General features: G+C 72.3%; 12 protein-coding genes. 9 read left to right on the forward strand and 3 right to left on the reverse strand.

Going from position 1 to position 13,143, the window contains the following annotated elements; all coding sequences use genetic code 11:
- The first annotated feature begins 7 nt into the window (after positions 1 to 7).
- A complete protein-coding gene (locus tag ACIQBL_RS07995; RefSeq protein ID WP_401938129.1) occupies positions 8 to 295 on the forward strand; it encodes a hypothetical protein in 288 nt (95 codons plus the stop codon).
- 81 nt (positions 296 to 376) lie between these two features.
- A complete protein-coding gene (locus tag ACIQBL_RS08000; protein WP_401938131.1) occupies positions 377 to 538 on the forward strand; it encodes a hypothetical protein in 162 nt (53 codons plus the stop codon).
- Between the two features lie 143 nt (positions 539 to 681).
- Here the strand turns inward: ACIQBL_RS08000 and ACIQBL_RS08005 are convergent, their stop codons facing one another.
- From ACIQBL_RS08005 to ACIQBL_RS08015, 3 genes are all read right to left on the reverse strand, one after another.
- Complete coding sequence (locus ACIQBL_RS08005; protein ID WP_401938134.1) at positions 682 to 906, reverse strand: hypothetical protein; 225 nt, start codon at positions 904 to 906, stop codon at positions 682 to 684.
- Between the two features lie 44 nt (positions 907 to 950).
- Entirely contained in the window at positions 951 to 1,184 is a 234-nt protein-coding gene (locus tag ACIQBL_RS08010) for a hypothetical protein (RefSeq protein WP_401938137.1), read from the reverse strand.
- 89 nt (positions 1,185 to 1,273) lie between these two features.
- Complete coding sequence (locus tag ACIQBL_RS08015) at positions 1,274 to 4,099, reverse strand: ATP-binding protein (protein ID WP_401938138.1); 2,826 nt, start codon at positions 4,097 to 4,099, stop codon at positions 1,274 to 1,276.
- Between the two features lie 455 nt (positions 4,100 to 4,554).
- Between ACIQBL_RS08015 and ACIQBL_RS08020 the strand changes: the two genes are divergently transcribed.
- The 7 genes from ACIQBL_RS08020 to ACIQBL_RS08050 all read left to right on the forward strand — a co-directional run bounded on the left by ACIQBL_RS08020 (position 4,555) and on the right by ACIQBL_RS08050 (position 13,120).
- A complete protein-coding gene (locus ACIQBL_RS08020) occupies positions 4,555 to 5,754 on the forward strand; it encodes a hypothetical protein (RefSeq protein WP_401938140.1) in 1,200 nt (399 codons plus the stop codon).
- On the forward strand, positions 5,751 to 7,955 hold the full coding sequence (locus ACIQBL_RS08025; RefSeq protein ID WP_401938143.1) for a tetratricopeptide repeat protein: 2,205 nt from the start codon (positions 5,751 to 5,753) through the stop codon (positions 7,953 to 7,955). Before ACIQBL_RS08020 ends, ACIQBL_RS08025 begins: the two co-directional genes overlap by 4 nt.
- The gene (locus ACIQBL_RS08030; protein ID WP_401938145.1) at positions 7,952 to 8,482 is read left to right on the forward strand and encodes a flavin reductase family protein; all 531 of its coding nucleotides are present in this window, start codon (positions 7,952 to 7,954) and stop codon (positions 8,480 to 8,482) included. Before ACIQBL_RS08025 ends, ACIQBL_RS08030 begins: the two co-directional genes overlap by 4 nt.
- A gap of 266 nt (positions 8,483 to 8,748) precedes the next feature.
- Complete coding sequence (gene rsgA / locus ACIQBL_RS08035) at positions 8,749 to 9,852, forward strand: ribosome small subunit-dependent GTPase A (protein WP_401938147.1); 1,104 nt, start codon at positions 8,749 to 8,751, stop codon at positions 9,850 to 9,852.
- Between the two features lie 155 nt (positions 9,853 to 10,007).
- A complete protein-coding gene (locus ACIQBL_RS08040; protein WP_401938150.1) occupies positions 10,008 to 11,402 on the forward strand; it encodes an AlkA N-terminal domain-containing protein in 1,395 nt (464 codons plus the stop codon).
- Positions 11,399 to 11,965: a methylated-DNA--[protein]-cysteine S-methyltransferase gene (locus tag ACIQBL_RS08045; RefSeq protein ID WP_401938151.1), complete on the forward strand. Its 567-nt coding sequence runs from the start codon at positions 11,399 to 11,401 to the stop codon at positions 11,963 to 11,965. The genes ACIQBL_RS08040 and ACIQBL_RS08045 overlap by 4 nt, the downstream gene beginning before the upstream one ends.
- A 114-nt stretch (positions 11,966 to 12,079) precedes the next feature.
- Positions 12,080 to 13,120 (forward strand): ABC transporter ATP-binding protein, encoded by a 1,041-nt coding sequence (locus ACIQBL_RS08050; protein WP_401938153.1) that lies wholly within the window; start codon positions 12,080 to 12,082, stop codon positions 13,118 to 13,120.
- Positions 13,121 to 13,143: the final 23 nt, after the last annotated feature.

A 13,143-nucleotide genomic window follows, 5' to 3' on the forward strand; every position in this document is an offset into this window, starting at 1 on the left:
ACTCCCAGTGAACCTCTTCGTCAGCTTCATGCGCACGGTCGTACCGATAGTCGCCGGACTCCTCCTGACCCTCCTCGTCCGCATCGGCGTCACCTTCGACTCGGCGTCGGTGGCCAGCGTCGTCACCACCGTCCTGACGGGCGCCTACTACACCGTCTTCCGCCTCCTGGAGACCCTCGCGGCGAAAATCCACAACCGTCCGCTCGCCACCGTCGCCGGCATCCTGCTGGGCTGGGCGACACCGCCGGACTACCCGGCGACGGCCGACGCGCCCGCGGTCGCCGCCGTACGCTGAGCACGCGCCGGTGGTAGGGGGCGGGCCGAGCGCCGGGGAGGCCGGAAGAGCGGTCTCCCGGACTCCGGGATCGGGGGAGCGATGTCTCCGTACCGGCGAGGGCCCCTGCTGGTCGGCGACGGAGACATGAACGGCTTCGGCTGCCGCTTCTCCGTCGCCGAACCGCTGCATGACAGCGCCGAGTCGAAGGAGGCGCAGAAGGAAGCGAAGCGCGCCCGGCGCGAGTCCCGCCGAGGCTTGTGACGTCAACTCCAGTGCCCGCCGCCCGGAAGCCGGGCCCGGGTTCGACGCGGACCTCCGGGACGGGAACAGCTGAACCGCGCTCCTCACAGCGCCCCGGTTCCTCAGCGCGTGCACGACCGGCCACAGCGCGAGGCCCTAGTCCGTCAGCCGATCGGCTCCGGACCCCAGCGCTCGGGCCCCACTCCCCGCCAGTCGATCCACGGTGACTCCGGGACCTCCGCCGGGTCGATCTCCCATCCGGCGCGGCGGAGGAACTCCGCCACATCGGTCACGTTGTGGGCCAGCCCGAGGATCTCGCCGTCGACCCGCACGCGCCGACCGCCGCTGGGCGACGGTGGATGCACGGTCACGCGAATCGGTCCGGACATCTCTTCAGGATCGTCCGGGACATACGACCCCGCGTTCCGGCGTGTCATTGATGAAGCCGCTTACTCCCGCCCCCGTCCGACCGCCCCAGGGCACGCAACTCCCACCACGCCGCCGGGCTGGGGCGCCGTTGCTGCCAGTAGGAATGGAAGAACAGCTGGGCCGACAGCCGGTACAGACGACGGCGCAGTTCGGTACGGCCGGGCCGCTCGGCGAGCTGCCGATAGGTGGCACTCCACTCCTGCTGTGCCTGGGCGAGGTCATGGGGAAGCGATCGCATGCCTAAATTCAATCATGTGTTCGATTTTTTGGGCCAGGGCGACCCGCACCCGAAACGGTTCCTCGCGCTCGCCCGGGACGGCACCCGCGTCACGGCACCGCAAGCTGGAGCGCGCGGGTGAGCGCGGCCTCGGTGCGGTTGCGGACGCCGAGTTTCGACAGGATGTGCGACACATGCACGGCGACGGTGCGATCGCTGATGAACAGGGACCGGGCGATCTGCCGGTTGCTCGCCCCCTTGGACAACAGGGCGAGCACCTGTGATTCGCGTTCCGTCAGGTCGAACCGGCTGCGGAGGGCGACGGACCGGCCCTGCCGGGCGAGTTGGTGCGTCAGCCGGCCGCGCTCCGCCAGTTCCTCGGCCAGCCGCAGCAGCGGTGCCGCGCCGAGCGGACCGGCCAGGCTCGCGCAGGCCGCCAGGGCCCGCCCGGCCTGTTGACGTCGGCCCGCCCGGAGCGCCGCCTCGGCCTCGCGCAGCCGCGCATACGCCTCCGGGTACGGCAGACCGGCCGCCCGCCACATGTCGGCGACGGCCCGCCATGCCGCCCGGTCGTCGGTTCCCGCCGCACGGGCACGTTCGGCGGCGGCCAGTTCACCGAACGCGGCCACCTCCCGGTCGGAGCGGCGGTGTTCGACGGCCAGGCGGACCCGGTCGGGACAGGTGCGCGTGAGCGTGTGCCAGGCCGGGGGGAGGTCCCGGGGTCGCATCGGGCGGGGCAGCAGCGCGAGGTCCGCCTCGACACGGCTCCCGATCGCCAGCAGCCGGATCTCGTGCGCCGGGAACGAGTCCCCGCCCGGTACCGCCAGGCCGCGCAGCACCTGGTCCGCGGCCGTGACCAGGTCACCGGAGTGGAGCGCCTGCTCCGCGAGGCAGGCGTGTACCGGCCCGGCCAGTCCCGGGTCGTCGGCCGGCACAGGGAGTTCGGCGGCCAGATCCGTCGCGTGTTGCCGCTCCCCGCGGGCGACGGCCAGTTCCAGTCGCAGAAGCTGTAAGTGCCTGAGAGTGTTCGGGGTCGCCATGTCGACAAGTCCGTTCAGCAGCCGGTCGGCCGCGGTCCACCGCCCTGTCGCGACGAGGACGGCGGCCGTGGCGCCGTCCAGGACGGCGGTGAGCGCGGGCGGTGCCCCCAGGCTCTCCGCCGCTCGCCGGCCGGCCTGTGCCACCTCGTGTGCCTCGCCGAAGCGGCCGACGCCCGCGAGGACGTTCACCAGGCTGCTCACGGCACGTACGACGTCCTCGACGGCGCCTGCCCGCTGTGCCAGGGCGCACGCCGTGCGCAACGCGTCGGCCGCGGCACCGGGATCGCCCTGCCGGGCCAGGACGACGCCGAGCGCGGTGCGGGCATGGGCCCGCTCGGCGATCCCATCGGCCCGCTCGGCCATCTCCAGGGCCCGTTGCGCCTGCGGCAGCGCTCCGTGCGGCTCGCCGAGCAGCGACCGCGCGGCGGCCAGCGAGGCCAGGAGCCGGGCCCGCAGTGCCGACGGCGGACCTCCGTCCAGCAGGGCCACCGCCTGCGCGGTGGTTTCGACCGAGCCCCTGAGGTCCCCCGACTCCCACCGGTAGCAGCCCACGCGTTCGAGGATCCTGGCCCGGTCGGTGGGCATCCCGGACCCGACGGCCGCGAGCGCCCGCGTGCCGTACTCCACCGCCCGTGCGGGCCACCCGGCCATGGCGGCAGCCCGCGCCGCCTCCTCCCACACCCCCGGTTCTGGCTCGGGCAGCCACTGCTCCAACTCCGCGACCAGGGCGTACAACCGGTCGGCCACCCCGTAGGCGTGTGCCGTGAACGCGGCGCGCGCAGCCGTGAGGGCCGCGCTCGCGGCCCGGTCGTGACAGCCGGCCCGGTGCCAGTGGTGGGCCAGGAGCGCCGGCTCCGCCCCGCCTTTCCGCCGGGCGAGCGCGGTCGCGTAGCGCCGATGCAGGAGGCGGCGCTCGCCCGGCAGGAGATCGGCGTACAGGATCCGCCGGACCAGCCCGTGCGGGATGGCATAGCCGTCGTCCGTCGTCACCAGCAGCCCCAGGCCGACCGCGTTCCGGACCGGGGCGAGCAGCGTGTCCTCGGGCCGGTGCAGGGTCGCCGCGAGCAGCTCATGGGACATGGTGCCGTCGGCCACCGTGATCTGGTCGATCACCTCTCGGACCGGCGCCGCGCAGCGTGACGTCCTGGCCAGTACGGGCTCGACGATCGCCGGCGGCGGCCAGTGCGGAGCCGCCCGGACGAGTTCCCGGGCGTAGAGCGGGTTGCCGCCGGCGGTGGAGACCACGGCGGCCGTGTCCACCCGCTCGGCGTGCTCGTCGTCTGCCGCGAGCAGACCGGCGACGAGTTCGGCGACCTCGCTGTCGGCGAGTGCGGTGAGCCGCAGCCGGGTCACACACGGGCGGTGGGCCAGCTCCGCGCACCAGCGCCGCGCCTCGTCGCCGAGATCCTCCTCGCGGACCGTGGCGACCACCAGCACCCGCTGCCCCCGCAGACGGACCGCGAGGAAGGCCAGCAGATCGCGGGTGGACTCGTCGGCCCAGTGCAGGTCCTCCAGCACGAGCAGCAGCGGAGACCGGGCCGAGAGGCCGGACAGTGACGCGAGCACCCGCTCGAACAGATGCTGCCGCGCCGGCGGTACGTCGTCCGTCCCGTCGTCGGCGAACACCTTCTCGGCCCGGTCGCGCAGCGCCTCCACGAACGGCCCGTACGGCAGGGTGGTCCCGCTCAGTGGGACCGCGGCACCGACCAGCACCCGGGTGTGACCGTGGGCGGCGACGGCCGTCACCCGCAGCTCCTCCACCAGCCGGGTCTTGCCGAGACCTGCCTCACCGGTGATCAGGAGCACCTGGGCCCGGCCGCCCGCCGCCCGCTCGTACACCGCCGCCGCGACCTTCTTCTCCCTGTCCCGTCCGACGAAGGGCGGCGAGTCGCTCATACGACGCGCCGCCGTCGAACGCCGGCACCAGGAACACCAGGACACGCGGACACGCGATGGTTCCCCAACACGATCACTCTCCCCCGACGGACTGCCGGAGGACAGCGTCATATGCGGGGAGACGGGCTGTCGCGCCCGGGTCCGCTCACCGGACCGGCCGGACGCACTAGTCAATTCCCGCAGCCCCCTATACGTCATGGTGCCGACGTACGCGCCCTCCCCGCTCCGCAGACTTGGCCGGGTTCCGCCGTTCACCCGAGAACCGAGGGAGGAGGGAAACCATGAAGAAGATGTCGATCCGCAAGGCCGGCACCATCCGCCTGACCAGCACCGCGTACTACTGCTGCTCCGCGCTCTAGGAACTCCTCTAGGACAGGTCTCGATCGGAGCCGGGCTCCGAGCACCCGCCCTGAGCCCGGCTCCGATCACATCTCACGCAGAGAGGCGCCAGCCCCATGACCGTGGCTTCGTCGGACAGCACCACTGTCCTCCTGCACAAGCTCACGATGATCGCCCAGGACGACGGCGTGATGGTCGGCCGGCCGGACATCGCCTCCTACGCGGTCTTCCCCGAGGAGGGGGCGGAAGCCCTGCGCATGCTGGACTCCGGACTGCCGGTCTCCGAGGTCGCCGCCTGGTACGAGCGGACGTGCGGCGAGACCCTCGACGTCGAGGACTTCCTGGAGACACTCGGCGAACTCGGCTTCCTGCGGGCCGAGGGCGAGGACGACCCGGCCGCCGTAGAGGTGCGCTGGCAGCGACTGGGGCGGTGGACCTTCTCCTGGCCCGCCTGGCTGTGCTACCTCGCGCTGATCGGCGCGGCGATCGTGGCAATGGTCCGCGACCCGTCGTTACGGCCCTCCTACCACGACGTGTTCTTCACCGACCACCTCTCGCTGATCCCCATCACCCTGACCGTGGTGCAGATCCCCTGCATCCTCGTCCACGAGGGCTTTCACGCGCTCTCCGGACGCCGGCTCGGTCTGCCCTCGACGCTCACCATCAGCCGGAGGCTGTACTACCTGGTCGCGGAGACCCGGCTGGACTCCCTGTTCAGTGTGGAGCGACGACGGCGCTATCTCCCGTTCGTCGCGGGGATGCTGGCCGACGCCGTCCTGGTCGCGGCCATGACGCTGCTGTCGGTCGCCCTGCGCGGCGTCGGACCCGCCTGGTGCTCCGCGGTCTGCCTGGCCGTGGCGTTCACCTGCGTGATGAGGCTGATCTGGCAGTTCATGTTCTACCTGGAGACAGACCTCTACTACGTCCTCACCAACGCCCTGCGCTGCTCGGACCTGCAGAACGCCACCCGATTCCAGCTGCGCACCCTGCTCCGGCGCCTGCTGCGCCGGACACTCCCGCAGCCCGATGCCGACTGGTCCGACCGGGACCGTGCGATGGCCCGCTGGTACGCCCCGCTGCTCGTGGCGGGCTACGGCTTCTCCCTAGGCAGCCTCGTCTGGGCCGGGATTCCGACCACTGTGCACTTCTGGTCGCAGATCGCCGACCGGTTCCGGGGCACCGGGACCGCCACCACCGGTCTGCTCGACGCGGCGAGCTTCGTCGGCCTGACATCCCTTCAGATCGGTCTGCTGCTGTACGTCACCGTGCGGGACCGGCGCGCCCGCAAGGCCACCAACCAAGGAGTACCGTCATGACCTCGTCCTCGCCACGGCACCACTGGGCCGTCACCGGCACCGGCGTCCCGCCCGGCGACACCCTTCGGCAGCGGCCCGAGCCGGACCTCGTGCTGCGCTGCCACCGCCGGCTCCGCGGACCCTACACCGGGGGCGGAGCCCTGCTGCGCGTCGTCGTGCCCGAACTCGTCGAGCACCACGCCGACCTGGTCGAGGCGAGGGCGATCGAGATCATCTCCCTCGCCCCGGACCTCACCCCGCTCGTCCCGATAGCCCCGCAGACCCTCACCAGCCTCGCCAGCCGTGCGGAACGCACCCGGTTCTACTCCGTGGCCCGCACCCTGCGGCTCGCCCACGGCGTCGCCGAGCTGCTCATGGACTGGGCACGTCTGACGCGTCCGGAGGGTGTGGTCGTCGAGTTCCGCGAGCTGGACGACGCCGATCCCACCGACCGGGAGCTGGTGGGCGTACTGCTGCGCCGCTGCGACCCGGAGGTGCTGACCGTGGTCGCGGAGACGGAGGGCGTCACCGACGACGAACTCGGCCGTGCCGTACCCGCCTACGCGCACCGCGTCGGTCGGCCGGCGCGGGCCGCGCGCACGCTGCCGGCCGACGCCGATCCCGCCCAGGCGTTCATCGACTCCGACGGAACCGGCAAGGACCCCGCGCTGGAACGTGCCTACGCGGCACTCCCGGCGGACGAGCGGGCCCGCCGGCACACCGCCCGCGCCGCACGAGTGGCCGCTCTCGCGGAACCGGGCACGAACCTGGGAGCGCACCTCTACCACCTGGAGCACGGGACGGACTCCGCCGCCGCCGGACAGGCCTTCGTCGAGGCCACCGAGGCCTGCTTCGACTCGGGCTTCTACGAGGCGGCGCTCGACATCGCGTACCGCGGCCGGCAGCTGTACGGCAGCGAACGGCCGAAGGCCTACTGGAACCTCACCAACAAGGTCGGTGCCTGTCTTTCCTATCTGCGGCGGGGCGAGAAGGGTTTCTCGTATTTCGCCGAACTCCGGGCCGGCAGTACCGAACCCGAGATCCACATGAACAGCTGCTACATGATGGCCATGCTCTACACCCGCCACCTGCCGAAGGGCATGCACGACGAGACACGGGCGATGGAGTGGGTGAACACCGCGATCGCCTTCGCCGACTGGAATCCCGATCCGCACCGGCGTGTGTTCGTCGGAGCCTTCATGCGCAACGCACGGGCTCTCGTCGAGATGCACCGCGGCGAACTCGGCGACGCGCTGGCGCTGGTGAACGAGGCGATCGCGATGACCGACGCGGATCTCGGCCCCGACGAGCAGCTGCTGCACCGTTCCGTGCTCCGCTACAACCGGGCACAGATCCTGGCCGCGCTCGGAGACCACAGCGGCTCACTCCAGGACTACGACGTGGTGATCAGCCGCGATCCCGACTACGGCGACTACTACTTCGAACGTGCCGGGGAGCGTCGCGCCGCCGGCCGGTTCGCCGCGGCCCTGGAGGACTACGCCGAAGCGGTGCGGTTGAGTCCGCCGTTCCACGAGGCCCACTTCAACCGGGCGGACCTCCTGCGGGAACTCGGAGACGAGGAGGGCGCCCTGCGCGACCTGGACTACGCCGCCGTGCTCGATCCCAGCCACGTGGACACGTTCGTCAACCGCGCCGACCTGCTCATGGAGCTCGGCCTGGCCGATCAGGCCCGGGCCGACATCGACACGGGCCTGGCCCTGGACCCCGAGAACCCGAACCTGCTGTGCGCACGGGGCACACTCCTGGCGGAGAACGACGAGCAGGGCGCGTACGAGAGCTTCACCGCCGCCCTTCAGGCGGACCCGGGCTACGTCGCGGCCTGGGCGAACCGCGCCGTACTCGTCTACTCCGCGGGCCGCCTCGCGGAAGCGGTCGACGACCTCGACCACGCCGTCGAGATCGAGGACAGCGCCGTACTGCGGGCCAACCGGGCCGTCGCGCTGCACGACCTCGGTGAACACCGGCGCGCGCTCGCGGACCTCGACATCGCGGTGCCCGCCCTGGCGGACGAGGACCCCGACCTGCTCTACCGGCGCGGCGCCAGCCGGTACGCGCTGGGGGACACCGACGGTGCCTGCGCCGACTGGCGCGCGCACCTCGCGGCCTACGGTCCCGGTGAACCGTCGCCGTTCACCGTCCAGATCGAGCAGTGCGCCGACGATCTGTTCGACCGGGTACGGGAGCCGGAGAGCGCGGCGTGACGACGGACATCTCCGCACCGCGGCCGGACGGCGACGCACGGGACGTCAGGGGGCCGACCCCGTTCCGGGCTGTCATGCGCCACCACGCCAAAGGGGTCGCGGTCATCACCGCCGGCGACGACGCCCCCATCGGCCTGTGCGCCACCTCCCTGGCCACGGTCTCCCTCGACCCTCCCCACGTGTCGTTCGCCGTCGGCCTGCACACCGCCTCCTGGGCGACCATGAAGACGGCACGCCACGTCGCCGTCAACCTCCTCGCCGAGGACCAGGAGGACGTCGCCCGCCGGTTCGCCCGCACAGGCGTCCCGAAGTTCGGCACGGCGACCTCCTGGCACCGGGGGCCCTTCGGGCTCCCCCTGCTCGACGGTGTGCTCGCCTCGCTGGTGGTCGCGACGGTCGGCGTCCTGACGATCGCCGACCACGCGCTCGTCGTCGGCCGCGTGCTCGACGCCCGCCACGGGGTGAGCGGGGGGCCACTGGTGCACCACGACGGCGAGTTCGTCCGGCTCGCCTCGCCACGGAGGTGAACGTGCCGGCCCGAGAGCGCGCCCTAATTCGCTGGCGTCGCGGCCCGTGTGCCTTCTACTCTTCGTGGTGTTCGAGCGGCACGCCTTGAGGTGCCGCCGGTGGCTTGGCTCGTGCTGTGGGAGGTGTGACCGATGGCTGTCTCTGTGACGGGCGCTGCCCGCATCCGGAAGTTCGTCAAGTCCACTCCCGTGGCCGCCGGCTGACCTCACTCCTTTCCCGCGTCTGTGTGCGCGGTGCCGGGGCCACCCTTGTGAAGGGTCACCCCTTGTCTTTCTCTTCTGTTCCGGTTTCTTCGCACCCTCTTGCCGTCTACGGCTGGGACGCGGACTGGGAGGCCGAGTTCGCCCCGTTCGCCGAGCAGGGTCTCCTGCCCGGCCGTGTCGTACGGGTCGACCGTGGTCTGTGTGACGTCATCACCGCGTTCGGTACGGTCCGTGCCGACACCGAGTTCGTCGTCCCGCGTGACCCGATGAAGGTCGTGTGCACGGGCGACTGGGCCGCCGTCGATCCCGAGGGCGGTAGTCCGCGGTACGTGCGGACGCTCCTGCCGCGTCGTACGGCTTTCGTGCGCTCCACCTCCTCCAAGCGGTCCGAGGGGCAGATCCTCGCGGCCAATGTCGACCACGCGATCGTCGCCGTGGCGTTGACCGGGGAACTCGACCTCGGCCGCATCGAACGGTTTCTCGCGCTCGCCTGGGAGAGCGGCGCCCAACCCGTGGTCGTGCTGACCAAGGCCGACCTCGTGCCGGACGCGGTGGGGCTGTCGTATCTCGTGCAGGACGTCGAGACGACGGCGCCGGGTGTGCCGGTGCTCAGTGTCAGTGCCGCCACCGGGGAGGGGATCGACGTCCTCGCCGCGGTCGCCGCAGGTGGTACGTCCGTGTTGCTCGGGCAGTCCGGTGCGGGCAAGTCGACGCTCGCGAACGCGCTGCTCGGCGAGGATGTGATGGATGTCCGGGCGACGCGTGACGTGGACGGCAAGGGCCGGCACACGACGACCACGCGCAACCTGCTCGTCCTGCCCGGCGGCGGGGTGCTGATCGACACGCCAGGGCTGCGCGGCGTAGGACTGTGGGACGCGCAGACCGGGGTCGGACAGGTCTTCGCCGAGATCGAGGAACTGGCGGGACGCTGCCGCTTCCACGACTGCGCCCACACCGCCGAACCGGGCTGCGCGGTGCTCGCCGCCGTCGACTCGGGCGAGCTGCCCGAACGCCGGCTCGACAGTTACCGCAAGCTCATGCGCGAGAACCAGTGGATCGTCGCCAAGACCGACGCCCGGGTCCGGGCCGAACTGCGCCGCGACTGGAAGCGGAAGGGGGCGGAGGGGAAGGCGGCCATGGAGGCGAAGCGGGGGCGCCGGGCGTAGCCGGCCCGGCCTCAGCCGGCTCAGCCCGGCCCACGCCGGCTCAGCCCGGCCTCCGATGGCTCAGCCCGGCTCTCGGCCCCGTCCGGCACCGCGTCAACGCCACGTCCGATTTCCGCCAGCCCCGGCCCCGGGGATGGCGGAGACTGGAGGGCGTGATGGACGAAGACAGCAGGTACGAGGCCGTACGGAGCCGGGACGCCCGGTTCGACGGCGAGTTCTTCTTCGGCGTCGCCACGACCGGGATCTACTGCCGGCCCAGTTGCCCGGCCGTGACGCCGATGCGGCGCAATGTGCGGTTCTTCGCCACGGCCGCCGCCGCGCAGGGCTCGGGTTTCCGGGCCTGCCGGCGGTGCCGTCCGGACGCCGTACCGGGGTCGGCCGAGTGGAACGCGCGCGCCGATGTCGTGGGCCGCGCCATGCGGCTGATCGGCGACGGCGTGGTGGACCGCGAGGGTGTCGCCGGGCTCGCCGTGCGGCTGGGATACAGCGCACGGCAGGTCCAGCGGCAGCTCACCGCCGAACTCGGCGCCGGTCCCGTCGCCCTCGCCCGGGCCCAACGGGCGCACACCGCACGCGTGTTGGTGCAGACCACCGACCTGCCGATCACCGAGATCGCCTTCGCGTCCGGGTTCGCCAGCGTCCGCCAGTTCAACGACACGATCCGCGCCGTCTACGCGTCGACCCCGAGCGAGCTGCGCACCAGCGCCCCCAAGGGGCCGACGAGGGGGACCGGGTCGGCCGCGGGAATCCCCTTGCGCCTCGCGCACCGGGGCCCGTACCAGTCCGCTGCCGTCTTCGACCTGCTGCAACGCGAGGCCATCCCCGGCATCGAGGAACTCACGGGCACCCCCGGCCGCCGCACCTACCGCCGCACCCTCCGCCTCCCGTACGGCACCGGAATCGCCGCCGTCGGCGAACGCCCTGGCGCCCTCGGCACCGCGACCCCGGCCCACCCCGGCGGCTGGCTCGACGCGCGCCTGCACCTCACCGACCACCGCGACCTGACCACCGCCGTACAGCGGCTGCGCCGGCTCTTCGACCTCGACGCCGACCCGTACGCCGTCGACGAACGGCTCGGCGACGATCCCCGGCTCGCCCCGCTCGTCGCCGCCCGGCCGGGCCTGCGCTCACCGGGTGCCGCCGATCCCGAGGAACTCGCCGTACGGGCCCTGGTGGGGCGGGCGGCGGCCGAGCGGCTGGTGCTTGGCCACGGCAAGACACTGGACGCCCCGTCCGGGACCCTCACCCATCTGTTCCCCGAGCCCGCCGCCCTGGCCGGGGCCGCGCCCGGCGACCCCCTGGCCGCCCTCGCCACCGCCCTGGCCGACGGCACCGTACGACTCGACGCCGGGGTCGACCGGGACGACGCGCAGGACGCCCTGCTCGCGCTGCCCGGCATGGACGCCGCCACCGTCGCCGTCATCCGTACCCGCGCCCTCGGCGATCCCGACGTGGCGCCGCCCGGCGCCGATGTTCCGGCCGCCTGGCGCCCCTGGCGTTCGTACGCCGTACAACACCTGCGCACGGCAGGGGAGTTGGAGTTCCGATGACCGACCCGACGACCGACCCGAGGACAGATCGGGTGACCGACCTGGTGACCGACCTGGTGACTGACTCGGCCACCGTCCGGTGGACGAGTGTCGAGAGCCCTCTCGGTCGGCTCCTCCTCACCGCCGACGGCACCGGCGCCCTCACCTCCCTCTCCGTCCCCGGCCAGAAGGGCGGCCGTACCGTCCAGCCGGAGTGGCGGCGGGACCCTGGCCCCTTCCGTGCCGCCGGTGAGCAGCTCGCCGCCTACTTCGCCGGTGAACTCAAGGAATTCCAGCTGGAGTTCCGCACCTCCGGCACCGACTTCCGCGAGCGCGTGTGGAACGCCCTCGACTCCGTCCCGTACGGCGCGACGACGACGTACGGCGAGATCGCCGCCCGCATCGGCGCGTCCCGGCCCGCCGTCCGGGCCGTGGGCGGGGCGATCGGCGCCAACCCGCTGCTGGTCGTCCGCCCCTGCCACCGGGTGATCGGCGCGGACGGATCAATGACGGGCTATGCGGGGGGACTTGAACGCAAAGTGCTGCTGCTGACCCTGGAAGACGCGCTGGGTTCGGTGGAGTAAGGAGTAAGGAGTAAGGAGCAAGGGGGAGACGGGGCCGACCTCGTACGCACTTCCGCATTACCCTGGCGGCTGTCCGACAGCTCGTCCGCACACTTCACCTCCTCGGGGGACCGCGTGGCAGTTCACGAACAGCCGTCCAGGGCACCGGACTTGGACGAGCTGCGTCGGCGGGCCGCCGCTGCCGCCGCCCCCCGGCGCGAGGAGGGACTGGTCGTCTGCGAGAACCTGGTGCGGATCTACCGGACCGAGGGCGTCGAGGTGCAGGCTCTCCAGGGCCTCGATCTGGCCGTGGCGCAGGGCGAGATGATCGCGGTGATCGGGGCCTCCGGCTCCGGCAAGTCCACCCTGCTGGGCATCCTCTCCGGCCAGGACGTGCCGACGGCCGGTGCCGCCGAGGTCGCCGGACACGACCTGCTCGCGATGAAGCGCCGTGAGCGGCTCGACTACCGGCGCGGCACGGTGGGTTTCGTCTGGCAGCAGACCTCCCGCAATCTGCTGCCCTACCTCACGGCGGCGGAGAACGTGATGCTCCCGATGTCGTACACCGGGATCAAGCGCTCCCAACGCCGGGCCCGGGCAGAGGAGTTGCTCGACCTGCTGTCCGTCGGACACTGCCGGGACCGCACCCCCGACACCCTCTCCGGCGGCGAACAGCAACGGGTCGCCGTCGCCGTGGCCAACGCCAACGAACCCCGGGTGCTGTTCGCCGACGAACCCACCGGCGAACTCGACACCGCCACCAGCGACGAGGTCTTCGCCGCACTGCGCCGGGCCAACGAGGACCTGGGCGTCACCGTGGTCGTGGTCACCCACGACGCGCTCGTCTCCGAGCAGGTCCAGCGCACCGTACGGATCCGCAACGGCCGTACGTCGACAGAGGTGTTGCGCCGGGTCGCCACCGGCGAGGACGGCGTCGAGGTGCACTCCGCCGAGGAGTACGCCGTGCTCGACGGCAGCGGCCGGCTGCAGTTGCCGGGCGAGTTCACCGAGCGGCTGCACCTGCGCAAGCGGGTGCGGCTGGCCCTGGAGAGCGACCACATCGGCGTATGGCCCGACGAGGCCGCCCGGCGGGCGAAGTCCGATGCGGAGAAGGCTGGGGCCGGGGCGGAGACAGAGGCAGGGGACGGGGCGGGCGGCGACAAGCGCGCCCGGTAAGAGGTTCGTCCCCTCCGGCCGTC

This window comes from Streptomyces sp. NPDC088350, from assembly GCF_044753545.1.
Classification (GTDB): Bacteria; Actinomycetota; Actinomycetes; order Streptomycetales; family Streptomycetaceae; genus Streptomyces.